Below are 24203 nucleotides of genomic sequence, written 5' to 3'. Positions count from 1 at the left end.
CTCTTATTTCGCTTTCTTCTCTTCAAAATATGAAACTAAATCCGTGAGTTGAATCGCTTCTGATTCTCCGCTCTCCATATGTTTGATATTGATATTTCCATCTTCAAGTTCTTGGTCGCCGATTACAATCGTATATTCAGCTCCTACACGGTTCGCTTGCTTCATTTGACCTTTAATTTTACGTTTCAAGTAATCTTTATCTGCTTTAATACCGTGATGGCGTAAATCATTTAATAATTTAACTGCGTAACGGTCCGCTTTCTCACCCATCGTTACAATAAATAAATCTAAATGATCTTCATCTTCGATTTCGATACCTTCTTCTTCTAACGCAAGTAGTAAACGTTCAATACTTAATGCGAAACCAATACCTGTTTGTTTTGGTCCATCTAGTAATTCTAATAAACCATTGTAACGTCCGCCGCCGCATAGTGTTGTAATTGCACCATCATAATCTGGACTGTCAATCATTAATTCAAAAGCCGTGTGTGTATAATAATCTAGACCACGAACTAAGTTTGGATCTTCCACATAAGGAATACCTAATTCATCTAAATAACTTTTAACTTGTTCATAATAAGCTTTTGATTCTTCGTTTAAATATTCTGTGATGCGTGGTGCAGTTTTAACCGCTTCTTTATCTCTATCCACTTTACAATCCAAAATACGCATTGGATTCGTATACAAGCGAGATTGGCAGTCACTACAGAACGTATCAATGACAGGTTCAAAGTGCTTAATTAACGCTTCGTTATATTCCTTACGAGAATCAAAGTCACCCACACTATTAATCACAAGTTTCAAGTGTTTTAAGCCGAATGATTCATAGATATGCATTACCATTGCTAAAACTTCAGCATCAATACTTGGATCTTCGGCACCGATTGCTTCTACACCGAATTGATTAAATTGACGATAACGCCCTTTTTGTTTACGTTCATATCTGAACATCGGACCATTATAGTAAAGCTTAATCGGTTGGTTCGGATCACCTTGCATTTTATTTTCAATGTATGAACGAACTACTGCTGCAGTACCTTCTGGTCTTAATGTAATACTGCGATCACCTTTATCTTTGAATGTATACATTTCTTTTTGTACAACATCTGTTGAATCGCCGACACCTCTTGCGAATAGGTCAGTGCTTTCAAAAATAGGTGTACGAATTTCTTTATAGTTATAAAGTTCCATTAATTCATCTAATTTTGTTTCAATATATCTCCATTTTCTGCTTTGATCAGGCAGAATATCTTGTGTACCACGTGGGATTTTAATCATATCGTCACTTCCTTTTAGAAATAAAAAAGCCCCTTGTATGATATCACTATCACACAAGGGACGAATTTTCCGTGTTGCCACCCTAATTGAACTGTATAGCACAGTTCCACTTTAAACATTTAACGTATGTTGTACGGAAGATAAACAGAAACTATTTACCTTCACCTCTTCTTGTGTTCAATAATGACAAAATTACTCTGAATAATCTTTCAGCCTAGGATTATTTCTCTTGTATCATTTCGTAATGTCTATTCAAGAATCGTAACGGTTTTAATTATTTTATTCAGATACTATCATAACGATTTTAAGCATTGATTGCAACTATTTAAGCTGAAAAATACATACGCAAACCATCAACAATAGACTGTTCTAATATTTGGCGATGCAATTTATCTCGTATCATCATCTCATCTGTTGGATTACTGATATACCCTAGTTCAATTAACACAGCTGGTATTTTAGATTGACGCAATACTTGATAATTTTCCTGTCTTGCACCTTTTGGTGACAGCAAACCTTTTTTCTGTATACTCATACTTAAAACTTGTGCTAAATCTTCTTGTTTTTTCTTGTACCAATATACTGTTGCGCCATTTGCTTCAGGAGACTCCAAAGCGTCATTATGTAAGCTGATAAACGCATCACCTTTAAGATTTCTATCTTTCAGTTTGACGTAATTATCATTGTCACGCGTCATTTTAACAGTTGCGCCTTCTTGCTCAAGTTTCTTTTTTAACTCCAATCCAGTTTTTAAAGTATAAACTTTTTCTAAAGATTTATACTTAGTGCCACTGGCTGCTCCCTGGTCACCACCGCCATGACCAGGGTCCAGTACAATCACTTTGCCTTTTAACGGCTTAGCATTCGGATCATTATCTGGCGGAATATCTAAATCCGTATGCCATCCAGCCACCCATCCTTTTTGCTTGCCATTACTCGTTTCAACATAAATCCATTTACCTTTTTTATCAAGTTTATGGAATGTTTCACCTTTTTCAGCAGGAAAAATCTCAGGATAGACGGCGTTAGGACCCGTTCTTAATTCTGCATCTTCTTTCATTGTTACACTATCATCATGTTTATCTTGATAATTGGCAACGAGAATTATCGTAAATACAACAATAATAATTAAGAGTGCAGCAATGAGTACGGGAATCGGTTTAAGTCTATGCTTTTTAAACCACCGTTCTATTCGGTTCATATCACTTTGCCGTCCTGACTTTCATAAATAATCGTCACAGGACCGTCATTTGCGATATCCACTAACATATCAGTACCGAATTCACCTGTCTTAACTTCTAAGTCATAAGTACGTAATGTATCGTTCAATGCTTCGTATAAGCGATTTGCTTCATCTGGAGATTTAGAATTTGAAAAGCCAGGTCTATTGCCTTTTTTAACATCAGCATATAACGTGAATTGAGATATAGATAATATCTCACCCCCGATTTGCTGAACATTCAAATTCATTTTTCCTTCTTCATCTTCAAAGATTCTTGCATTGGCTATCTTTTTTGCCACTGCTTGCACATCTGCTTCAGTCGAATCTTTACCGACACCAACTAACAAACATAAACCTTTTCCAATTTGATTATTTAACGTTTCATTTGTTACAGATGCTTGTTTGACACGTTGTACTACTACTCTCATTTATATACACCTCAGTTAGTTCCAAACTCTTGTTACTGTATAGACGTCTCCTAGTTGTTTAATACGTTCTACGACTTTAAATACTTCGTTGACGTTTTTAACCATCACACTTAAATTAATAATAGCATTTTTTTCAACATCAGATTTACCTGATACTTTAACTAAATTACTGTCAGTTGCGTTAACCGCTTGTAGTACTTCATTAAGTAATCCGTTGCGGTCATAGGCAGTGACTTCTAAATCAACTTGATAACGTTGTGTAGAGTCTTTAGATTTCACCCACTCTACGCTGATCAAACGTTCTTTTTCATTTCGGATATTCGGACAATCTGTACGGTGTACTTTAATACCATGTCCTTTAGTAATATAACCTACAATATCGTCACCTGGAATCGGATTACAGCATTTAGATAATTTGATCAATACGTTTTCAATACCTTCAACATAAACACCGCTGTCTGTGGTGATATTGTCTTTAATCGGTACAGATTTTGTGACTTCTTGCGCTTCATTCAATGCACGTTGCTTGTCAAGAATACGTTGTTTTTCCGTTAACTTGTTAACGATTTGTGATGATGTCACACCGCCAAAACCTACTGCCGCAAATAAATCATCTTCATTTGAGAAATTATATTTTTGATTGACGATATCTATATTCGCTTCTGTCAACACTTCATCAACTTTAAAGCCTTGTTCCTTAATTTCCGCTTCTACCATAAACTTACCTTTTTCAATGTTTGAAGAACGGTCTTGTTTTTTGAAGAAGCTTTTAATTTTGCTTTTTGCACTGGAAGAACGAACAATTTTCAACCAGTCTCTGCTTGGTCCATAGGAATGTTTGCTTGTTCGTATTTCAACAATATCTCCAGTTTGCAATACGTAATCAATCGGTTCGATTTTACCATTGACCTTTGCACCGATCATTTTGTTGCCGACTTCACTGTGTACGGCATAGGCGAAGTCAATCGGAACTGCACCATAAGGTAATTCAATCACATCACTTTGTGGTGTGAAGGCATATACTTTATCACTTTGTAAATCGAACTTCAATGATTCCATAAATTCTTGTGCATCATTCGCTGTTTTATCCGCTTCTGCCAAGTCTTTCAACCATGATAATTTCTTAGCATAACTTGAATTATCATCAGTGACTTTCTTGCCTTCTTTATAAGCCCAATGCGCCGCAACCCCGTGTTCAGCAATTTCATGCATTTCATGTGTTCTGATTTGAATTTCTAAAGGATCGCCATTAGGACCTACAACAGTGGTATGCAACGATTGATACATGTTTTGTTTAGGCATCGCAATATAGTCTTTGAATCTGCCAGGCATCGGTTTCCATAAAGTATGTACTAAACCTAATACCGCATAACAATCTTTAATTGAATCAACAATAATACGCACTGCTAATAAATCAAAGATTTGATCGAATTGTTTCTTTTGTTTCATCATTTTACGATAGATACTGTAAATATGTTTAGGACGGCCGTTAATCTCACCTGAAATATGCATTTTATCCATTTCAGCACGTATATTGTCTATCGCGTTTGCAATATAAGCTTCACGCTCACTACGTTTTTTCTTCATGAGATTGACGATACGGAAGTACTGTACACCATCGATATAACGAAGCGCTATATCTTCAAGTTCCCATTTGATTGTATTAATCCCTAAACGGTGTGCAAGCGGTGCGTAAATCTCTAATGTTTCTTTAGAAATTCTGATTTGTTTTTCTCTCGGCATCGCTTTTAAAGTACGCATATTATGCAGTCTATCTGCTAATTTAACTAAGATAACACGTACATCTTTGGCAATCGCAATAAATAACTTTCTATGGTTCTCAGCTTGTTGTTCTTCTTTAGAACGATATTTGACTTTCTTTAATTTCGTAACCCCTTCAACAATCATGGCTACTTCATCGTTAAACATCGCTTTTACGTCATCAAATGTGTAAGGAGTATCCTCAATTACATCATGTAAGAAGCCTGCAACAATAGTCGGTCCGTCAAGATGCATCTCAGTTAAAATACCAGCTACTTGAATCGGGTGCATAATATAAGGCAAACCATTTTTTCTGAATTGGCCTTGATGCGCTTCATATGCGATATGATAACTTTTCAAGACATGTTCATACTCCTCTTTGGATAAGTAGGATTTTGCTTTATATAAGACTTCATCTGCGCTGTATGGATATTCATTATTCACATTAGACACCCCCACATCTTCTTTTTAAGTACATTTTATTTTATAAACTGCTTGTCAGTTTGTTTGAATATTTCGTATTTCAACAATAGTTATATAGGTTACCAGCCTATTTTCAACTCGTTCCTTTTATCACAACTTACATTTATATTAAATAATATATCTATTCTACTATACATTGACAGATAATTGAACCACTATACTTCGACGTATTGTGTGAACTTTCGCAATTATCTTGTCAGTGTCGTTTACAAGCTCACCTTGTAGAATTAACTTTTATTTTAAAAACAAAAAAACAAATTTTGCAAATAAATAAATGTATCGCTTACCCTTCACTAGTAAGCGATACATTATTTTACTCATCATATGAAATTAAGCTTAATACTTCGTAGTCTTTAATCTTTTCATAACCATGTAAATATTTTAATTCGATGATAAAGGCAATACCAGCTACAATACCTCCTAGTTCTTCAACGAGTTTGATTGTAGCTTCAATCGTGCCGCCTGTCGCTAGCAAATCATCAGTAATTAAGACGCGTTGTCCTGGTTTAATAGCATCCTTATGCATAGTTAAAACGTTAGTACCATATTCCAAGTTGTACTCATATTTGATGACTTCTCTAGGAAGTTTGCCTTCTTTACGTACTGGTGCAAATCCGATTCCCATTGAATACGCTACAGGACAACCGATGATAAAGCCACGTGCTTCAGGACCTACAACGATATCTACTTCTTTTTCTCTAGCAAATTCAACGATTTGATCTGTCGCATAACCATAAGCTTCCCCATTATCCATAATCGTTGTGATATCTTTGAAATTGACGCCTTCTTTAGGCCAATCTTGTACTTCTGAAACATATTGTTTTAAATCCATTTATTTATTTCCTCCTAATTACTTAGCTAGCTGTTCTTTAATCCAAAGTTTCACCTTTGAAAAGTCATCATATAACAAGAATTTCTCAACATCTATCCGTTTAAGTCTTGCTTGATAAAGCTTACTAGAAGTAATGTCCTTTTTATCTACATTTTTATTCACTTTAATTATACCATGATTATTCTCAATAAAATCTAATTCATTAAAGACTTTGAGCATAAATATCAATAAAGGCGGTTTGATTTTTAAATAGTTGCATAACTGCATTCCATCTTGTTCTAAGTTGATTTCATCTTTCATAAATAAGGCTTTATAGCACGCCTTAAAATGGTTCATTTGCGGCATGCCGTCAAAATAAATAGAGTGTTGATGGTTCAACTCTAAAATAATTTGACTGGCTTGAATTGACTTTAATGTTTGTGCCATGGTTTCTAAATCCAATGGTAATTCTTTAAAGATATATCTGTCATAAACTTGTTCAATTATATCTCCATAGAAATATTGATGTTCATGTGCTTTTTCAGCCTGTGCATTGATAATTTCTGCAGTCGATGCATTATCATGCATCTCATGTTGACGTGCTTTGCCTCTGAAGTCTAAAATTTGCAGCTGTTCTGAAGCCATATCTTGTACCATGAATTGAGGTGATTGATTACCATTCCATTCATTTATTTGTAAGGTCCCGATTAAATTTAAGGGCTCGTTCGGTTCTAGTTGGTGTGCATATGCACCATTTTGCCAATAAAGGGCTTGTAACTTAGAATCACCTAGTGTCATTTTTAAATGTTTGCCTTCTTGACCAATCCCTTTAGATTGTTTGACTTGAATCCCATCTAATTCAAACACAGGACTAGTAAAGTCTGTACCGAATGGTCGTAACTTTTCAATATCTGAAATATTTTTAACCGTAATATCAGATTCGCTTAATACTAAATCTACTTTTTTCCTAGGTGTTAAATCTTCGTGTTTTGCGAGTTCTGCCATATGAGCATTTAACGCTGTTTTAAGCTTTTCTATATTTTCAATTGGTAAAGTCATTCCCGCTGCCATATGATGCCCACCGAATTTTGAAATCAATGGTCTTTCTTTATCTAGCATCTCATACATTGAAACTTGTTCAATACTGCGTGCAGAACCTTTCGCAAAATCTTGTGCAGTATCAATATTTAGAATGATCGTCGGCAAGCCATATGTTTCAACAATTCGTGAGGCAACGATGCCAAGAACACCTTCATGCCAATTTTCTTGGGCAAGGATTAAGAAGCGGTTTCCAGCTTCTACTTCCGCTTGTGCCATTTCAAGTGCTTCGTCTGCAATCTCTTGAACAATATCTTTTCGTTCTTGATTAAAATGTTCAACTTGCTCAGCTAAGAATTCCGCTTCTTCCGCACTTTCACACATTAACAATTCCGCTGCTAAACTTGCATCATCTAGACGGCCTACTGCATTCAAACGCGGTCCTATTATAAAACCAATCGTTTCTTCGTTTATCGCGTCGTTATACCCTGCTTGACTTAGCAGCGCTTCGATGGCAGCTGATGGATGATTGTTCATAACTTTTATACCTTGTTGTACAATAGCACGGTTTTCGTCTGTTAATGAGACCAAATCAGCAATTGTACCGATGGCTGCCAAAGCTGTAAATTCAGGTGCAGGATGATCAAGTAATGCTTGAGCAATTTTTAATGCGACCCCTGCACCGCTTAAGTATTTAAATGGATAGTCAAAATCTGGATGCATCGGATGCACAATCGCATAAGCTTCCGGTAACGTTTCACCAATTTCATGGTGATCTGTAATAATCACATCTATGTCTAATTCTTTAGCCACTAGCATTTCATGATGACCTTGGATACCATTATCAACTGTAATAATCAAATCGATACCTTCATCCGCTGCATTTCTAAAGGCTGCTTCATTTGGTCCGTATCCTTCAGTAAATCGATTTGGAATGTACCATCCCACTTCTGCACCAAGTTCTCTTAATGCACTGACTAATATAGATGTAGATGTTACCCCATCAGCATCATAATCTCCATAAACTAAAATACGTTCTTTTTTATCAAGTGCTTGATTGATACGTTCAATAGTTTTCTTCATATCACTTAACGCATAAGGGTCATGCTGAATTTGAGATGGTTCTAGTAATTGTTTGATTTCAGAAGACGCTATTACACCTTTGCTTTGTAATATTTTTTGTACGATAGGTGTAAGCTTTAATGCTTTAGCGTCATCTGATGTGATTTCTGATGTATTCGATTGTAAATCCCATTTATACTTAGCTTTAATCATATAACGACTTCCCTCTTTTCCACATGTCATTATACAGAAGAACTCATAAAATAAAAAGCAACTTCTACCAAACATAACGTTTTACATCATAAAAAACTCCCAGACTAAAAAGTCCAGGAGTTAATACTCTCGTTCTATTAAACCAGAATTTTATCTTCGTTTTTACGTTTTTCACGATAAACGACAAGTTTATGATTTGGTGCTTTTTTAAGTTGTTGTTTTTTCATCATGCCCCATAAAGGTACAGCGATGAACACAGATGAGAATACACCAGAAACTAAACCAATTAATAATGCAAGTGCAAAGTTGAAGATACTTGATGCACCGAAGATTAATAATGCGACTACAACAATCACAACTGTTAATACAGTGTTGATTGAACGTGTCAGTGTTTGTCTGATTGAACGGTTTACAATTTTGTCAATCTGTTCTGGTTTAGTAATCACCCTGATTTTATGCAAGTTCTCACGTACACGGTCAAACGTAACGATTGTATCGTTAATAGAGTAACCGATAATTGTTAGAACTGCTGCGATAAATGTTACATCTACTTCAATTCTGAACAAGCTGAATACCGCAACAATCATAAAGGCATCATGCAGTAATGCGATGATAGATGATAAGCCCATTCGCCATTCGAATCGTAATGAAATGTATATAATCATACCGATGGATGCGTAAATCAATGAAAGTAATGCGTTTTTCGCAATTTCTTGACCAATCACCGGTGAAACTGTGTTAACAGTAGGTTCATTACCGAATTCTTTTTTCATCACATTTTTAACTTTAGCAACTTCGTCTTTGCTCAAATCATTTTTAAATTGAACAGAAGCGCTATCGTTATTACCAGATAATGAAATACGGTCAGGCTTCATATGCGCTTTGTCTAATTGTTTTGTAACGTCTTCTTGTGTAATCTTATGATCTGCTTTCATATCAACACGTGTACCACTTGTAAAGTCGATACCTAAGTTTAATTTAAATATAAACAGAATCACTACACCAGCAGCAATCACAATACCGCTGAACCAGAATAATGGTTTCGCAAGTTTCATGAAGTTCCAATGATCATAAGGTGTTTTTAATTGATACACATCAATACCTTCATTGATATCATGTCTATCTTTCTTCTTAATACCAAATAACCAGAAACTTTTCTTGAAGTAATTTGATTGTACTAACAATGATAATAAGATACGTGTTAAGAATACTGCTGTCACGAAACTCATTAAGATTGCGAGTAATAACATCGTAGCGAAACCTTTAACCGCACTTTCACCAAAGAAGAATAACACAGCTGCCGCTAAGACAGTTGTTAAGTTCGCATCTAAAATTGTAATAAAGGAACTTTTATTCGCTTTGTGGAAAGCTTGTTTCAATGTTCGTCCGATTCTCAACTCATCTTTAATCCGTTCATACATGATGATGTTCGCATCAACCGCCATACCGACACCAAGTACCAGTGCCGCTAAACCTGGCAATGTAAGTACACCATGAATGAAGTTGAAGGCTACTAAAGTTAAGTAGATATATGTTGTTAATGTAATTACGGCAATAATACCAGGTAATCTGTAGAATCCTACCATAAATAAGTAAATGACTCCGACACCTAATAATGAACCGAAGATTGTTTTATCTAATGCATCTTGACCGAACTGTGCACCTACAGAGTTAGAGTAAATTTCTTTAAGATGTACTGGTAAAGAACCAGAGTTCAATAAGTCAGCAATTTGTTTTGCTTTTTGAACGCCTTCTTCGCCATTAAATCCACCAGAAATTTCTACACTGTCAGAGTTGATAGGTTGATCAACTGACGCTGCTGAAACATATTTCGGGTCTTTTTTCTCTTTTTCTTTTTGGTAACTATCGCCTTTTTCGTAGTCTAACCAAACAACCATCACGTTTTCTTTACGTTTTGAAATCTCTTCTGTGACTTTCTTGAATTTTTTACTATCTTTCAATTTGAAAGTAACAGCCGGTTGGTTGGTATTCTGCTTAAACTCTTGTTTTGCAGAACCTTGAACTAAATCCTTACCTGTTAATTTAACGTTATCGTCTGAGTCGCGAATTGTTAAATTCGCTTGTGAAGATAAAATGTCTCGAGCTTCATTTTGGTTCTTAACACCAGCAAGTTGTACTCGAATACGATTATTATCTTCAACAGTAATCTTAGGTTCAGATACCCCTAAGACGTTGACCCTGTTTTCTAACGTTTTGGCTGTGGCTTGAACAGCCTTATCGTCTATCTTATCACCCTTTTGTAATGGATTAACTTGGTAAAGTACCTCAAATCCACCTTGAAGGTCCAAGCCTAAACGAACGTCTTTAATTACATTCTTGTAAGTTGCTGCCATGCCAGCAAAAAGCAACACAACAAGTAACAAGAATGCAATTATTCTACTGTTTTTCTTCACATGAACACCTCATTATTTACTTATGTAAATAGCATACTTGATTTTTCAAATGAACTGCAAGCTAAAACCAAACGTTTCGGTTTGTTCTTACACTGCACTTCAATTGAATGAACCTATATAGCTTACTACATCCTTACTCAGCTTTCAAAAATTCGAACAATACTTTGTGTGATGCATAGCGTGTACAATTGATTAAAATCAACATTAAATCACGTTAATACTATGCAAAACCTTATAAAATCGTATTCCAATATTGAATTATACACGCTCCTACACTAATTTAAAACAACTTTTCATGCATTTAAAGTAATTCAAACAAAATTAAAACATCCTAAAACAATCTATATCGGATCGCTTTAGGATGTTTATTGGGTTAATCTATGTACAGGTAATTCGCTTACGCTTGCCTATACTATGTCATACTAACATTAATTAGTCTGGATTAACTTGTTTTACAGCACCTTTTTCAAATGTGATTTGAGTGCCTTTGTCGTTAACTGAAATGACAACTGTTGTTTCATCAACTGCACGTACGACACCTTTGATGCCGCCGATTGTTGTTACGTGTTGTCCTGATTCCAAACGGTTCACCATTTCACGGTGTTCCTTTTGACGCTTTTGTTGTGGTCTGATCATGAAGAACCACATTAAAGCTAATAATGCAATAGGTAAAATAAGACCGGTTAAATTCACAAACATTACTCCTTTAATTAAAAGTTTTTAGGATTTTCTTCATTCAATCCATATTGTTCAAAGAATTCCTCTTTAAAATCTAAAAGACGATCCTCCCGAATGGCCTGTCTGATATCCTCCATTAATTTTAACAGAAAATATAAGTTATGATAAGTAGTTAGGCGTATACCAAAAGTTTCTTCTGCTTTTATTAAATGACGTAAGTAAGCTTTTGTATAGTTACGGCATGTATAACAATCACAATTTTCATCAAGCGGACTTAAATCGTCTGCATATTTTGCATTTTTAATAACCACACGACCATTAGAAGTCATACATGTACCATTTCGTGCTATACGTGTTGGTAATACGCAATCAAACATATCCATACCACGAATACTACATTCGATTAAAGCATCTGGTGAGCCGACACCCATTAAATAACGTGGTTTATCCTTAGGCATGAATTGTTCAGTAAATTCAACCATGTCATACATGACTGGTTTAGGTTCACCCACAGATAATCCGCCAATCGCATAGCCAGGAAAATCTAACTTCACTAATTCTTCAGCGCTTTGCTGACGTAAATCTTTATATTCTCCACCTTGGATAATTCCGAATAAAGCTTGGTCTTCTGGTCGTTTATGTGCTTTCAGACAACGCTCTGCCCATCTTGTTGTTCTTTCGATAGAGTCTTTGACATATTTATATTCAGCAGGCATTGGCGGACATTCATCAAATGCCATCATAATATCTGAACCTAAATCATTTTGAATCTCTGTCGCTTTCTCAGGACTCAAGAATAATTTAGAACCATTTTTATGATGTCTGAAATGAACACCTTCTTCTGTGATTTTACGTAAATTACTTAAACTGAATACTTGGAAACCACCTGAATCGGTCAGAATTGGGCCGTTCCAATTCATAAATTTATGCAAACCACCCGCGCGTTTAATAATGTCATTACCGGGTTGCAACCATAAATGGTATGTGTTGCCTAAAATGATTTGTGCATTAATTTCCTTTAGTTCTTCAGGACTCATAGTTTTAACGGTAGCTTGTGTTCCTACTGGCATAAACATAGGTGTTTCAAATGAACCGTGCGGTGTATGCACGATTCCTAACCTTGCACCGGATTGTTTACATGTTTTGATATGTTCATAAGTTACTGCAGGCATAACTTTTTCACGACTCCCTTAAATAATTAACATTGCATCACCAAAGCTGAAAAATCGATATTTCATTTCGACAGCTGTTTGGTACGCATTTAAAATATATTGTTTTGAACTGAATGCTGAAACTAACATGACAAGTGTGGACTTCGGCAGATGGAAGTTCGTAATTAAAGCATCAATAGCTTTAAACTCAAAGCCTGGATAAATAAAGATATCCGTCCATCCGCTTTGTGCTGTAAATTGGTCATGGTCTCTGCGAATCGTTTCTAATGTTCTTGTTGATGTGGTACCAACTGAAATAATACGATGTCCTTTTTGTTTTGTTTCATTTAACAAATCAGCTGTAGCTTGAGACATCTGATAATATTCACTATGCATTTTATGATCATCTATATTATCAACGCTGACAGGTCTGAAGGTACCTAAACCGACATGCAATGTTACAAATGCAAGGTTCACTTGTTTCACTTTTAATTGTTCTAACAGCTCATCTGTAAAGTGTAAGCCGGCTGTTGGTGCAGCGGCAGAACCTGTTTCTTTCGCATAGACTGTTTGATAGCGATCTGGATCATCTAAACGTTCTTTGATGTAAGGCGGTAATGGCATTTCACCTAATTCATCTAAACGTTCTTGTAAAATACCTTCGTAATATAAACGCATAATGCGTCCGCCTTGTTCTAATTCCTTAATACATTCTGCGATGATTTTCCCTTCACCAAATGATAATTTTTGGCCCACTTTGATACGTTTCGCAGGCTTCAATAATACTTCCCAATCATTACCTTCGATTTGTGTCAGCATCAACATTTCTACTTTAGCTTTTGTATCTTCTTTTAAACCAAATAAGCGCGCAGGCATGACTTTAGTATCGTTTAAGACAAGCGTGTCACCTGGATTAAAATATTCAATAATGTCTTTAAAATGACGATGTTCAATGTCGCCATTCTTTCTATTTAATACTAATAAACGACTTGTATCTCTATCTTTTAACGGCGTTTGTGCGATTAGTTCTTCCGGTAAATGATAATCAAACTCTTCAATATTCAAAATTGTCCCTCTTTCCATGTTCAGTGCCAAAGTGTTCATAAGCTAGGGGTGTCGCTTTTCTTCCTCTCGGTGTGCGTTCTAAAAAGCCTTTTTGAATTAAGAAAGGCTCATAAACATCTTCGATTGTAATACGTTCTTCACCGATAGAAACAGCGATTGTGTCTAAACCGACAGGTCCCCCATTATATTGATTAATAATACAGCGCATCATTTTATGGTCGATGTAATCTAAACCATAATCATCCACTTGTAGAAGTTGTAATGCACGTTTTGTTGTTTCAATATATATTTTGTCGTCTTCATTGACTTGTTGGAAATCTCGAACGCGTTTAAGAAGACGGTTGGCAATACGTGGTGTACCTCTACTACGTTTCGCAAGTTCTGCAGCGCTCTCTTCATCAATTTCTGTTCCTAGTACTTCTGCAGTTCGCTTAATAATATCTTCTAGTTCATCCTCATTATAAAACTCCAAACGTAAATGAACACCAAAGCGATCACGTAAAGGGCCCGTTAAGCTGCCGGCTCTTGTCGTTGCACCTACTAATGTAAATGGAGGCAAATCAATACGAATACTGCGCGCTTCTTCTCCTTTGCCGATCACGATATCTAAATAGAAATCTTCCATTGCAGGATATAAAACCTCTTCAACTACACTGCTTAAACGATGAATTTCATCAATAAACAAAACGTCACCTGGTTGCAAACCTGAAAGGATTGCTGCTAAATCACCAGGTCGTTCTATTGCTGGTCCAGTGACTGTTCTGATGTTTACACCCATTTCATTCGCAATGATGTTTGACAAGGTTGTTTTACCAAGTCCAGGGGGGCCGAATAATAAAACATGATCTAATGGCTCCTCACGCATCTTTGCTGCTTTTATAAAGACTTCTAAATTAGCTTTAATTGATGCTTGACCGATATATTGTCTTAGTAAATGTGGTCTCAATGATAATTCAAAAGAATATTCATCATCATGGACCGTTTGATCTACCATTCTGTCATCCATTGTGTCCCCTCCTTTTGACTTATTTTTAAGAAACTAATATTTTCAAACCTGCTTTAACCGCTTCATCCACAGATTCAAACTGCTCTGTACTCAATTTCTTTTCAACTTTTTTCAATTCACGCTTAGAATAACCTAATGCTTCTAATGCAAGCAAGGCTTCTTCTAGGACTGGTGAATTGCCGGATACAGTTGTATCAGGTTGCTGTAATAAAGTATCTGCACTTTCATCTGTGATTTGAACTTTACCTTTTAAATCTAAGATGATTTGACGTGCGGTCTTCTTACCGATACCTGGGAATTTTGTTAAATACGCTTCATTTTCATTTTCTATACCGATTTTCACTTCATTAGGCGTACTTGCAGCTAAAATTGCCAATGCCGATTTTGGACCAATACCTGTCACTTTATTCAAGCTTAAAAACATTTCTTTTTCTTCTTCTGATATAAAACCATACAACAACTGTGCATCTTCTCTAACAACTAAAGACGTGTAAATTACTACTTCTTGTTGAAATGAAGATTGAAAACGATAAGAGTTCGGTGTTTGGATTTCATAACCGACACCATTCGTTTCCACCACCACGTGCGTTGGGAACAATTGTGTTAATTGACCTTTAATATATGCGTACACGCCGTCACTTCCTTACATTGACATACTGATTATTTCTACTTTATAAACATTTTCAATGTTTCGTAATGCAAAAATCACATCTTCAATCGAAGTCTGACTGCCTGCAGTATTTAAAGACAATGTGATTGTTGCTTTATCTTCCATCGGAATACTTTGATGAATCGTTAAAACAGACATGTGAATTTGAGAAATCGTATTAAGAACTTGTGCAAGCATACCAACCTTATCATGTACATAAAGAATGATAGTGAATTCTCTTGTATCTTCTACCTTTTCATCAATTGGAAAGATAGTATCTTTATACTTGTAAAAGGCACTACGAGATAAACCGTATTGTCTGACTGCTTCATAAATAGACAAATGCGGATTTTCTTTTAATGCATCTTTAATTTGCAATGTTTTAATGACAGACTCTGGAAGTACATCTTCTCGTATCAGATAGAACTTTTTCACTTGTTTATCGTTCACTTAGACACCTCTATTCAACGAATTCAAATTCTCCGCCTAAAATTCTTACGATATCTCCATTTTTCGCACCACGTTCTCTTAATGCATCATCAATACCCATTGAACGCATTTGACGCGCAAAACGTCTAACTGCCGGGTCACTATTGAAATCAGTCATATGGAACATTCTTTCAATTGCTTTACCGCTGACCACAAATGCTGCATCATCATCACGTGTAATTGTGAATGCATCTTGTGATGGTGTGTGTTTGTATAATACACGGTTCACACCTAATGCTTCATCATCTTCTTTAGAGAAATCAACATCTTTATACTCTTCTAGTTTATCAGCAATCGCATAAAGTAATTGATCAAGGTTTTCTCGTGTATAAGCAGAAATTGGAATAATCTGTACATCGTCACCAACTTCAGACTTAAAGAGTTCTAAATTATCTTGCGCGTCTGGCAAGTCCATTTTATTTGCGACGATGATTTGTGGACGATCTTCTAAACGTTGACCGTAAGATTTCAATTCATTGTTAATAGTTTGGTAATCTTCATAAGGATCTCTGCCTTCTGATCCACTCATGTCAATCACATGTACAATGACTTTAGTTCTTTCGACATGACGTAAGAATTGATGTCCTAAACCAACACCCTCTGAAGCACCTTCAATTAATCCAGGTAAATCAGCCATAACAAAGCTACGACCGTCAGGTGTTGAAACAACACCTAAATTTGGTTTAATCGTTGTGAAATGGTATGCTCCGATTTTAGGCTTTGCTTTTGAGACTGTTGAAAGCAATGTAGATTTACCCACACTTGGGAAACCGACTAAGCCAACATCTGCCATTAATTTTAATTCCAATGTGACTTCAATTTCTTCACCAGGTTCACCATTTTCACTGAAATCAGGTGCTGGGTTTCTTGGTGTTGCAAATCGAGAGTTGCCTCGACCGCCACGTCCACCTTTAGCGACAACGGCACGTTGTCCATTTTCTACTAGGTCAGCGATGACTTCATCCGTTTCAACTGCTTTAATAATTGTGCCTGGTGGGACTCTTAATACTAAATCTTCCGCATTTCTACCATGCATGTTACTACTTTGGCCGCCTTCACCACGTTTGGCTTTGAATTGACGTTGATATCTGAAATCGAGTAATGTACGTAACCCTTCGTCTACTTCAAAAACTATAGATGCACCGCGACCGCCGTCTCCGCCTGCCGGGCCTCCGAAAGGAACATATTTCTCTCTTCTATATGCAGTGATACCGTTACCGCCATCGCCTGCTTTTAATAATATTTTAACTTGATCGACAAACATGTTTCTCACCTCTTTTATATATATTTTCTAATGCAATATCTAGATTATTATATCATTCTTTATGTACGCTTAGAAATAAAGACAAAAATAAAACACCAGAAGTTAAACTTCTGGTGTTGCGTCAACAAAAATTACTCAGCTGCAGCGTATACTGAAACTTGTTTTTTGTTACGGCCTTTGCGTTCGAATTTAACAACGCCGTCAATTTTAGCGAATAATGTGTCATCGCCGCCGCGACCTACATTTTCACCAGGGTAGATTTTAGTTCCGCGTTGACGGAATAAAATTGATCCACCTGTTACGAATTGTCCGTCAGCACGTTTAGCGCCAAGACGTTTAGATTCAGAGTCACGTCCGTTTTTAGTAGAACTTACCCCTTTTTTCGATGCGAAGAATTGTAAGTTTAATTTTAACATCTGGATACACCTCACTTATAATTTAATTTTATATTATCGTGGTACTCGTCTTCAATAGTTTGAAGTGATACGAGCATTGCTTGCAAAATCAATTGCGCTTGTTCATCGTTTACGTTTACACTTCTGAGATGGAAATAGCCTCCATCATCGTCATAATCTATGTCAGGTCTTTCAGATGTTAATCCGAGGATAGCATTGACACTTCCGAATAAAACCGCTGAAGTGCCAGCACAGACAATATCATGACCATACTCGCCATGTTCAGCATGACCATCCATGATGACATCTGTTACTTGACCCTCTTCATTAAACGAAACGTCTATCTTAATCATGATTAAGCGTTGATTGCGTCGATTGTTAATTTAGTGTATGGTTGACGATGGCCTTTTTTACGTTTATAGTCTTTACGACGTTTGTAAGTAAATACAGTGATTTTTTTACCGCGACCTTGTTTGTTTACTGTAGCTGTTACTGTCGCACCTTCAACTGTTGGCGCACCAACTTTGACTGCGTCTCCACCTACAAATAAAACTTTGTCAAAAGTGAAAGTGTCACCTTCGTTTACATCTAATTTTTCAACGTAAATTTCTTGACCTTTTTCTACTTTAATTTGTTTACCGCCTGTTTCGATAATAGCAAACATACTTTGCACCTCCTATAAAATAAGTCACGCCATATATAGGTGATACACTTGGTATACTTAAACCTATATTTGAGCGGTTGTATGTAGCTATAAACTACTCAACTGCTAAAGCTTACCATCCCTAGGCTTTCCTGTCAATTGGCAAATCTAATTTTTTGATTAATTTTTTAATCAAGCTAAAAACAATCACCAATAACAGTAAATTTACGAAAGCGGTTGGTAATAATCGGAATAATAAAAAGTCCAAAATATTAAATTTAATTAATCCTAACAAACCATAAATTAATGCTTGGTAAATTTCAAAGATGATTGTAAACAGCCAAACACCAATGAATACCATCGTATGATCTCGATAGTATACTTTGAAAAAGAAATCCATCAAAATCACAAATAATAAATAACCAAATGTATTTAAACCATAGATTGTTCCATAATAAAAATCAGTAGTTAATCCGAAAATTATCGCAAGTACAACTGCGATACTTGGTTTTTTATAGATGGTAATAATCAACAAATACATCAGCAATAAATGCGGTACGAAGATAATCCCTCTTCCACCGATTTGCATCGGTATCACTAAAGCGATTAATGAATCAAGATAGAACAATACAGCCCCAATTAAAAAATAGTAAAACGCACGCATTATTCATCACCGCTTTCATCAGGAAGTGTTTTCGGATCGCGTTGTGCAACATAAACATGATCTAAGTCACTTAAATCTGCCGCTGTTTTTACTCTCACTTCTTTTGAAAGCCCATATTGATCATTTTCTACTTTAGTAACTTCACCGATATATAAGTTGCTTGGTATTTGATTCGCTAAACCACTTGTCACAACTTTATCGCCTTTTGCGATTTTATCCTTATTATCAATATCACTGATAACTAATTCATTTGTTTTTCTATCATAATGGTTAATCAACCCGAAGATTTTTTTAGAATCATGTTGAATATTAACTGAAAGTTTACCATTACGAGATGAAGTTGAAAGCAAATCTACTTGAGCAGAAAACTGATTGACTTTGACAACTCTGCCGACTAACCCTTCAGCTGTAATAACAGCTTGGTTTTGTTTGATTCCGGCTTTTTTCCCTTTATCAATAATCGCTTTATTCATCCATTGGTCTGGATTTCTAGCAATTACTGTTGCGCTGAGAGGTTCGTATTTAGAGATGTCTTTAATATCTAATTCTTTACGAAAACCTTCATTTTCCGCTTTCAATCTCTCATTTTCTGCCTCTAATTGTTTGATTTTATTTTTATCCTCTTTTGATGTTTTTCCATTGAATAAACCGTCAATTGAACCTGTTACTATATGTAATGGATAAGATAATACGCGTTGAGGAACGGACACGGTATCACCGACATATTGTTCCACAGGCGATTGGTGATGTGATCTGATCGATAACCCTATTAACGATATAAATAGAATCAGGGAACAGAAAATAACAATCAATTTGTTATTTTTAAAAAACTTGGACAACCTGAACACCTCTATTAACTCAATTTTTCATATCTCACTATATTTTATATTATTATACACCTTAGTTAAAGTGCCAACTGTACCTGGCAAAAAATACTTAAAAAAAGAGCATCAGCAATTCATTTGAAATCGGCTGATGCCCAAAAAACATCTTCATTTTATTTTAATTAAAAATCAGCTGTAAATGTTCATATACACTGTCTAAGTCTGAATCATTATTTCTTGTTGCTGTCTTCTTTTTCATCTTCTTTATACAGGGTTTCTTCTTTTCTCCAGTTCTCAAACAGCTTTTGCGCTTTTGATTGTTCAGCAGCGTTTTTTCCATTTGTTTGTTTACTCATTAAAGAACACCAAACCTCTCTATCAATGATTCAACACAAGGGTAACGTAAGACTGTATTATTTTCAAGATAATGCACTATAGAAACAACTCGATTTATTTAAAATAAGCTACAGGGTGCATTTGTATATTTTGCTGCATCGCTTGTAAGTCTTGATGCAGTTCAATTTCCGTTGCGTAAATACGTAATTCATCAGAACCGAATTTGTACATGATAAACTGATTGCCACGTTGCCCAATTAAATAATTTTCATTATAGCCCATTCTGCTTAATCCGCTGACATCCATAAACTCTTCTTTATTCAACATGTTAAAGATGTTCTTAGTCTGACTTGCGGGCATATTATTCAAAATATCATTTTTTTCTACAACATAACGTTGGCCAGGTTTGAAATCTTCAATTGGTACATTACCGCCTTGATAAGATGAATAGGTAGTTTTATTGCTGATTGGATTCCATTCTTGTTCTTTTAAAAACGGTGCATATTTCAACGCAAAAAAGACAATTACAATGATGCATCCGACTGCTATAATATTTTTAATGATGTTAAATAGAAAACGCATCCTCACACCGTCCCATTCTTAATGATTTCATTGTACGCTTTTTTACGAGAATTTTCATCAGACTAGAGAACGACACTTGATTTAAATCCCAAGACCGATGCATCCACAATACATTTCAGTTACACTATATGTAAAGGAGTTGCAGCCATGTCAATTTTAACAATTATTTTACTCGTATTATTGATTGGTCTACTCTTCAGAGTAGGTGTTTCATTACTACGTTTTATCATAAAAATTGCGATTTTCGCTTTAATTATTTATTTAGCTTATCAAGGGATTATGTGGATTCTGAACTATTTTCAAATGCATCCATTTTAAATCAAAGCATATTTACTATATTCCGATAACACCTTCATGTCGTGTTATCGGTTTTTTAATCATCAAAATACCCCGCTTCAACCAAACTCAAATACTTCGCATCTCCAATAATTATATGATCAAGCAATTCAATGCCAAGCACTCTGCCACACTCTTGCAATCGTTTTGTTGTATGAATATCTTCTTTTGAAGGTGTTACATCTTATCAAGAGTAAATTACAAAAGAATCATTTAAATCAATACTTTCACTTTGAATACATGTATTTGAAGTGGAAGGTACTTATTTCAAAAATAGTAAAACCTGTATCTTAAATTACTTAATAGTAACATAAGATACAGGCTGATTTTTTATTCATTGTTATTTATACTAAAGCACCCGATAGCTCTGAAAACAATCACAAATTCAACTTTTCAAAGCCACAGCTTTAAGTTATTTTGTCCAGACAACCCCCATTGCCCAACCCATTTTATGGAATTGGCATCCAGGCAACAACTTTTCATATAAATCGTAATAATTTTGTTCAGATAGGTACTTATCTGAAGCTAAATGCTCAAGCCATGATTTAGATGTGTTGTGATTATAAATTCTAATCGCATTTTTTATTCCAAATTTGAAACAATGCGGTAAAAACTCTTGGATTGCCCCTAATTTATAAACATAGGTAGGCGGTGTCTCGACTTCAGATACATTATCAAGAATAACTATTCTTCCTTCCTCATTCAACAGTTCCTTCATTTGCTGTATTACGCTGGCTATATCATCCAAATGATGAAAGGTTGTTCGGCTTACAATAAAATCAAACTTCTCATTAAAATTAAGTTGTTCTGCATTCATATTCAGATAGACCGTATTTGTTAGTTGACGTTTAGATTTGGCAAGATCGAGCATTTGATTAGAAATATCAATCCCTACCACTTCATCATAATAACTTGCTAATTTCTCCACTAACAAACCCGAGCCACATCCGATATCTAATGCTCTGCCTTTCTTTGGAGACATATTAGACACAAAGAATGAATAATCATTCAAAAGCTCATTCACGAAATCGTAATCTTCTGCAACCTTATCAAACTGTGATTCTATTGTATTCAAAAAGATCCCCCATTCCTACTTTATCGACATTCTTTCATTACTTACCACTTTAGATGTTTTTTCGTTGGGGATAAAACTTCCCTTTAGACAATTTTATCCAAAGACAATACAACAGTGCAACTTTATTAAAGTCACTGTCCTTTATCGCAGCCTTTACTTTTTAGTAAAGACAGTGGCTTCTCTTATCAAGTTTCAAAACATATTATTTTGAAGAAAACGTCCATCTGAAGTGTCAAGTGCAAAATTACATATAAAGGTTTATTCTAAAATGAAAAGATGATACAATCATATTCAGTTACATAAGGAGGTTTCAATTATGTGCACCAGTATCGCAGTAGTAGAAATTACTTTATCTCATTCATAATGAAAAAAATGGAAAGGAGATAAAAGTATGGGTACTTTTTCTATATTTGTTATTAATAAAGTTCGTTATCAACCAAATCAAAATTAATTGGTTATAATGAACGCTTAATGTCAGTTCATTATAACCAGTAAGGAGAAGGTTATAATGAACCAGAAAAACCCTAAAGACACGCAAAATTTTATTACTTCTAAAAAGCATGTAAAAGAAATATTGAATCACACGAATATCAGTAAACAAGACAACGTAATAGAAATCGGATCAGGAAAAGGACATTTTACCAAAGAGCTAGTCAAAATGAGTCGATCAGTTACTGCTATAGAAATTGATGGAGGCTTATGTCAAGTGACTAAAGAAGCGGTAAACCCCTCTGAGAATATAAAAGTGATTCAAACGGATATTCTAAAATTTTCCTTCCCAAAACATATAAACTATAAGATATATGGTAATATTCCTTATAACATCAGTACGGATATTGTCAAAAGAATTACCTTTGAAAGTCAGGCTAAATATAGCTATCTTATCGTTGAGAAGGGATTTGCGAAAAGATTGCAAAATCTGCAACGAGCTTTGGGTTTACTATTAATGGTGGAGATGGATATAAAAATGCTCAAAAAAGTACCACCACTATATTTTCATCCTAAGCCAAGTGTAGACTCTGTATTGATTGTTCTTGAACGACATCAACCATTGATTTCAAAGAAGGACTACAAAAAGTATCGATCTTTTGTTTATAAGTGGGTAAACCGTGAATATCGTGTTCTTTTCACTAAAAACCAATTCCGACAGGCTTTGAAGCATGCAAATGTCACTAATATTAATAAACTATCGAAGGAACAATTTCTTTCTATTTTCAATAGTTACAAATTGTTTCACTAAATTAAAGTAATAAAGCGTTCTCTAATTTCACAAGAGGACGCTTTATTCTTCCCAAAAATTGTTCAATATTTATCAATAAATCAGTAGTTTTAAAAGTAAGCACCTGTTATTGCAATAAAATTAGCCTAATTGAGAGAAGTTTCTATAGAATTTTTCATATACTTAACGAGTGCTTTCACCTTTGAATATAGTCCTTCCCACTTATCATCACACTCTCCCCGATAGCCTTTTCTAGCTATATCCAGTAAAGTTACATGCTCTTTAGGTAAAAGAGGTATAGCCCATTCTGCAGCGACATCTTTCGAGGTAATTTCACCAGTAGTCACTGTTTGCCACATTCGAGCTAGGGTTAAAATTACATTACGCTCATCACCTTTTATCCCCTCAATTAGTTCTGGCAAAGAATCCTTAATTGCTCTTCGAATATCTGTCAAAGGTACGGAGACAAGTATACTTGAAGAATCAGGACCAAATAGAGAAATACTATTCTTTCTTGCTTGTGCTAAAACAATAGCCAAATCAGGATCATAGCTTGGTTCCTGAATTTGTCCATTCTCAAATTCACCCCTGAGCCACTCACCGTATATAAATTCTCTTTTTGGAGGATATTGCCAAGGGACAACTTCACTCCTATTTATAACCGTAACTTCAAGTGGTCTAACAGAATCCGTATTTCCAATCTTTCCTGATATAGTCATTAGTCTTTCTGTTAGTTTTTTTCGAGTTAATTGAGGTAAACTATGATTCACGACGACTAGAACATCTACATCGCTGTTAATGCGTAAACCACCATTTACTGCTGAACCAAATAGATATACTCCAACTATTGAACTTCCAAATAAATCTTTTACGATTTTTAATGTTTGAATCGCTTGATTTGGTATTTTTCCGTTAATCAAATTGCTCATGATTTCACCTCGTTGATTATGTTCATATAAAGTTTATATTGATACTCAATTTACTTACCCTAGATTGGACATATACTTAAATTACTGTTCAATAAAGCTGACCGTTAGCGTTTAAGTACATCCTTTCACAATTTGTCTACAGATTAATAATTATTCTTTATTATACAGATCTCCATATAATTTTTGAA

The 24203-nt window shown here is 35.2% G+C and carries 26 protein-coding genes, 1 pseudogene and 1 other annotated feature; of the genes and pseudogenes, 3 read left to right on the top strand and 24 right to left on the bottom strand.

All coding sequences use genetic code 11. From position 1 onward, the window contains the following. Positions 1 to 3 precede the first annotated feature (3 nt). From hisS to HMPREF2846_RS07605, 21 genes are all read right to left on the bottom strand, one after another. Complete coding sequence (gene hisS / locus HMPREF2846_RS07700) at positions 4 to 1278, bottom strand: histidine--tRNA ligase (RefSeq protein ID WP_002481114.1); 1275 nt, start codon at positions 1276 to 1278, stop codon at positions 4 to 6. A gap of 325 nt (positions 1279 to 1603) precedes the next feature. Then, positions 1604 to 2479, bottom strand: a complete 876-nt coding sequence (locus HMPREF2846_RS07695) for an N-acetylmuramoyl-L-alanine amidase family protein (protein ID WP_002481115.1) — start codon at positions 2477 to 2479, stop codon at positions 1604 to 1606. Next, positions 2476 to 2928: a D-aminoacyl-tRNA deacylase gene (gene dtd / locus HMPREF2846_RS07690; RefSeq protein ID WP_002481116.1), complete on the bottom strand. Its 453-nt coding sequence runs from the start codon at positions 2926 to 2928 to the stop codon at positions 2476 to 2478. Before dtd ends, HMPREF2846_RS07695 begins: the two co-directional genes overlap by 4 nt. A gap of 15 nt (positions 2929 to 2943) precedes the next feature. Beyond that, positions 2944 to 5133, bottom strand: a complete 2190-nt coding sequence (locus HMPREF2846_RS07685; protein WP_002481117.1) for a RelA/SpoT family protein — start codon at positions 5131 to 5133, stop codon at positions 2944 to 2946. 352 nt (positions 5134 to 5485) lie between these two features. Further along, a complete protein-coding gene (locus tag HMPREF2846_RS07680; protein WP_023016066.1) occupies positions 5486 to 6004 on the bottom strand; it encodes an adenine phosphoribosyltransferase in 519 nt (172 codons plus the stop codon). 18 nt (positions 6005 to 6022) lie between these two features. Further along, positions 6023 to 8296 carry a single-stranded-DNA-specific exonuclease RecJ gene (gene recJ, locus HMPREF2846_RS07675; protein ID WP_070626370.1) on the bottom strand — a complete coding sequence of 758 codons (2274 nt, stop codon included), beginning with the start codon at positions 8294 to 8296 and terminating at the stop codon, positions 6023 to 6025. Between the two features lie 137 nt (positions 8297 to 8433). After that, positions 8434 to 10710: a protein translocase subunit SecDF gene (gene secDF / locus HMPREF2846_RS07670; RefSeq protein WP_002481120.1), complete on the bottom strand. Its 2277-nt coding sequence runs from the start codon at positions 10708 to 10710 to the stop codon at positions 8434 to 8436. A 432-nt stretch (positions 10711 to 11142) separates the two neighbouring features. Further along, the gene (yajC, locus tag HMPREF2846_RS07665) at positions 11143 to 11403 is read right to left on the bottom strand and encodes a preprotein translocase subunit YajC (protein WP_002481121.1); all 261 of its coding nucleotides are present in this window, start codon (positions 11401 to 11403) and stop codon (positions 11143 to 11145) included. A 17-nt stretch (positions 11404 to 11420) separates the two neighbouring features. Continuing rightward, positions 11421 to 12560: a tRNA guanosine(34) transglycosylase Tgt gene (gene tgt / locus HMPREF2846_RS07660; RefSeq protein WP_070626369.1), complete on the bottom strand. Its 1140-nt coding sequence runs from the start codon at positions 12558 to 12560 to the stop codon at positions 11421 to 11423. 18 nt (positions 12561 to 12578) lie between these two features. Beyond that, positions 12579 to 13604 (bottom strand): tRNA preQ1(34) S-adenosylmethionine ribosyltransferase-isomerase QueA, encoded by a 1026-nt coding sequence (gene queA, locus HMPREF2846_RS07655; protein ID WP_060804783.1) that lies wholly within the window; start codon positions 13602 to 13604, stop codon positions 12579 to 12581. Then, on the bottom strand, positions 13594 to 14610 hold the full coding sequence (ruvB, locus tag HMPREF2846_RS07650) for a Holliday junction branch migration DNA helicase RuvB (RefSeq protein ID WP_023016070.1): 1017 nt from the start codon (positions 14608 to 14610) through the stop codon (positions 13594 to 13596). The genes queA and ruvB overlap by 11 nt, the downstream gene beginning before the upstream one ends. Positions 14611 to 14635: 25 nt before the next feature. Continuing rightward, positions 14636 to 15241, bottom strand: coding sequence for a Holliday junction branch migration protein RuvA (gene ruvA / locus HMPREF2846_RS07645; RefSeq protein ID WP_002481125.1), 606 nt, complete (start codon positions 15239 to 15241; stop codon positions 14636 to 14638). Between the two features lie 12 nt (positions 15242 to 15253). Continuing rightward, on the bottom strand, positions 15254 to 15709 hold the full coding sequence (locus HMPREF2846_RS07640; protein ID WP_002481126.1) for an ACT domain-containing protein: 456 nt from the start codon (positions 15707 to 15709) through the stop codon (positions 15254 to 15256). A gap of 10 nt (positions 15710 to 15719) precedes the next feature. Then, positions 15720 to 17012 carry a GTPase ObgE gene (gene obgE, locus HMPREF2846_RS07635; protein WP_070626368.1) on the bottom strand — a complete coding sequence of 431 codons (1293 nt, stop codon included), beginning with the start codon at positions 17010 to 17012 and terminating at the stop codon, positions 15720 to 15722. Between the two features lie 131 nt (positions 17013 to 17143). Beyond that, the gene (gene rpmA, locus HMPREF2846_RS07630) at positions 17144 to 17428 is read right to left on the bottom strand and encodes a 50S ribosomal protein L27 (RefSeq protein ID WP_002481128.1); all 285 of its coding nucleotides are present in this window, start codon (positions 17426 to 17428) and stop codon (positions 17144 to 17146) included. Positions 17429 to 17439: 11 nt separating this feature from the next. After that, positions 17440 to 17760 (bottom strand): ribosomal-processing cysteine protease Prp, encoded by a 321-nt coding sequence (locus HMPREF2846_RS07625; protein ID WP_070626367.1) that lies wholly within the window; start codon positions 17758 to 17760, stop codon positions 17440 to 17442. A gap of 2 nt (positions 17761 to 17762) precedes the next feature. Beyond that, complete coding sequence (gene rplU, locus HMPREF2846_RS07620; RefSeq protein WP_002481130.1) at positions 17763 to 18071, bottom strand: 50S ribosomal protein L21; 309 nt, start codon at positions 18069 to 18071, stop codon at positions 17763 to 17765. Between the two features lie 12 nt (positions 18072 to 18083). Further along, positions 18084 to 18160, bottom strand: a sequence feature (ribosomal protein L21 leader region). Between the two features lie 32 nt (positions 18161 to 18192). Further along, a complete protein-coding gene (mreD, locus tag HMPREF2846_RS07615; RefSeq protein ID WP_070626366.1) occupies positions 18193 to 18714 on the bottom strand; it encodes a rod shape-determining protein MreD in 522 nt (173 codons plus the stop codon). Then, on the bottom strand, positions 18714 to 19553 hold the full coding sequence (gene mreC / locus HMPREF2846_RS07610; RefSeq protein ID WP_002481132.1) for a rod shape-determining protein MreC: 840 nt from the start codon (positions 19551 to 19553) through the stop codon (positions 18714 to 18716). Before mreC ends, mreD begins: the two co-directional genes overlap by 1 nt. Positions 19554 to 19768: 215 nt before the next feature. After that, positions 19769 to 19894 (bottom strand): hypothetical protein, encoded by a 126-nt coding sequence (locus HMPREF2846_RS14725; RefSeq protein WP_002481133.1) that lies wholly within the window; start codon positions 19892 to 19894, stop codon positions 19769 to 19771. Positions 19895 to 19988: 94 nt separating this feature from the next. Next, on the bottom strand, positions 19989 to 20456 hold the full coding sequence (locus HMPREF2846_RS07605; protein WP_002481134.1) for a DUF4930 family protein: 468 nt from the start codon (positions 20454 to 20456) through the stop codon (positions 19989 to 19991). A 147-nt stretch (positions 20457 to 20603) separates the two neighbouring features. On the opposite strand from HMPREF2846_RS07605, the gene HMPREF2846_RS14395 reads away from it, so the two are divergent. Further along, positions 20604 to 20774, top strand: a complete 171-nt coding sequence (locus HMPREF2846_RS14395; protein WP_002481135.1) for a hypothetical protein — start codon at positions 20604 to 20606, stop codon at positions 20772 to 20774. Positions 20775 to 20829: 55 nt separating this feature from the next. On the opposite strand, the pseudogene HMPREF2846_RS13905 reads toward HMPREF2846_RS14395, so the two are convergent. Continuing rightward, positions 20830 to 20976, bottom strand: a pseudogene (locus HMPREF2846_RS13905) (JAB domain-containing protein); the annotation flags it as partial. 228 nt (positions 20977 to 21204) lie between these two features. Continuing rightward, positions 21205 to 21867, bottom strand: a complete 663-nt coding sequence (locus HMPREF2846_RS07600) for a class I SAM-dependent methyltransferase (RefSeq protein ID WP_001092058.1) — start codon at positions 21865 to 21867, stop codon at positions 21205 to 21207. 391 nt (positions 21868 to 22258) lie between these two features. On the opposite strand from HMPREF2846_RS07600, the gene HMPREF2846_RS14920 reads away from it, so the two are divergent. Then, positions 22259 to 22318, top strand: coding sequence for an erythromycin resistance leader peptide (locus HMPREF2846_RS14920; protein ID WP_010959190.1), 60 nt, complete (start codon positions 22259 to 22261; stop codon positions 22316 to 22318). Between the two features lie 57 nt (positions 22319 to 22375). After that, a complete protein-coding gene (gene erm(A) / locus HMPREF2846_RS07595) occupies positions 22376 to 23107 on the top strand; it encodes a 23S rRNA (adenine(2058)-N(6))-methyltransferase Erm(A) (RefSeq protein WP_001072201.1) in 732 nt (243 codons plus the stop codon). Positions 23108 to 23232: 125 nt separating this feature from the next. Here erm(A) and HMPREF2846_RS07590 read toward each other — a convergent pair whose 3' ends face one another. Next, a complete protein-coding gene (locus HMPREF2846_RS07590; RefSeq protein WP_000067268.1) occupies positions 23233 to 24015 on the bottom strand; it encodes an aminoglycoside nucleotidyltransferase ANT(9)-Ia in 783 nt (260 codons plus the stop codon). Positions 24016 to 24203 lie beyond the last annotated feature (188 nt).

This window comes from Staphylococcus sp. HMSC056G08, assembly GCF_001812305.1.
Lineage (GTDB): Bacteria > Bacillota > Bacilli > Staphylococcales > Staphylococcaceae > Staphylococcus > Staphylococcus simulans.
Note: the sequence above shows the minus strand (reverse complement) of the source record. Positions and strands in the feature narration are given on the sequence as shown.

What these genes read in the sequence shown, in the direction of transcription:
- hisS (WP_002481114.1), bottom strand. Translation starts at nt 1,278, where the DNA reads ATGATTAAAATCCCACGTGGTACACAAGATATTCTGCCTGATCAAAGC.
- HMPREF2846_RS07695 (WP_002481115.1), bottom strand. Translation starts at nt 2,479, where the DNA reads ATGAACCGAATAGAACGGTGGTTTAAAAAGCATAGACTTAAACCGATT.
- dtd (WP_002481116.1), bottom strand. Translation starts at nt 2,928, where the DNA reads ATGAGAGTAGTAGTACAACGTGTCAAACAAGCATCTGTAACAAATGAA.
- HMPREF2846_RS07680 (WP_023016066.1), bottom strand. Translation starts at nt 6,004, where the DNA reads ATGGATTTAAAACAATATGTTTCAGAAGTACAAGATTGGCCTAAAGAA.
- recJ (WP_070626370.1), bottom strand. Translation starts at nt 8,296, where the DNA reads ATGATTAAAGCTAAGTATAAATGGGATTTACAATCGAATACATCAGAA.
- tgt (WP_070626369.1), bottom strand. Translation starts at nt 12,560, where the DNA reads ATGCCTGCAGTAACTTATGAACATATCAAAACATGTAAACAATCCGGT.
- ruvB (WP_023016070.1), bottom strand. Translation starts at nt 14,610, where the DNA reads ATGGATGACAGAATGGTAGATCAAACGGTCCATGATGATGAATATTCT.
- obgE (WP_070626368.1), bottom strand. Translation starts at nt 17,012, where the DNA reads ATGTTTGTCGATCAAGTTAAAATATTATTAAAAGCAGGCGATGGCGGT.
- rpmA (WP_002481128.1), bottom strand. Translation starts at nt 17,428, where the DNA reads ATGTTAAAATTAAACTTACAATTCTTCGCATCGAAAAAAGGGGTAAGT.
- HMPREF2846_RS07625 (WP_070626367.1), bottom strand. Translation starts at nt 17,760, where the DNA reads ATGATTAAGATAGACGTTTCGTTTAATGAAGAGGGTCAAGTAACAGAT.
- rplU (WP_002481130.1), bottom strand. Translation starts at nt 18,071, where the DNA reads ATGTTTGCTATTATCGAAACAGGCGGTAAACAAATTAAAGTAGAAAAA.
- mreD (WP_070626366.1), bottom strand. Translation starts at nt 18,714, where the DNA reads ATGCGTGCGTTTTACTATTTTTTAATTGGGGCTGTATTGTTCTATCTT.
- HMPREF2846_RS14725 (WP_002481133.1), bottom strand. Translation starts at nt 19,894, where the DNA reads ATGAGTAAACAAACAAATGGAAAAAACGCTGCTGAACAATCAAAAGCG.
- HMPREF2846_RS07605 (WP_002481134.1), bottom strand. Translation starts at nt 20,456, where the DNA reads ATGCGTTTTCTATTTAACATCATTAAAAATATTATAGCAGTCGGATGC.
- HMPREF2846_RS14395 (WP_002481135.1), top strand. Translation starts at nt 20,604, where the DNA reads ATGTCAATTTTAACAATTATTTTACTCGTATTATTGATTGGTCTACTC.
- HMPREF2846_RS07590 (WP_000067268.1), bottom strand. Translation starts at nt 24,015, where the DNA reads ATGAGCAATTTGATTAACGGAAAAATACCAAATCAAGCGATTCAAACA.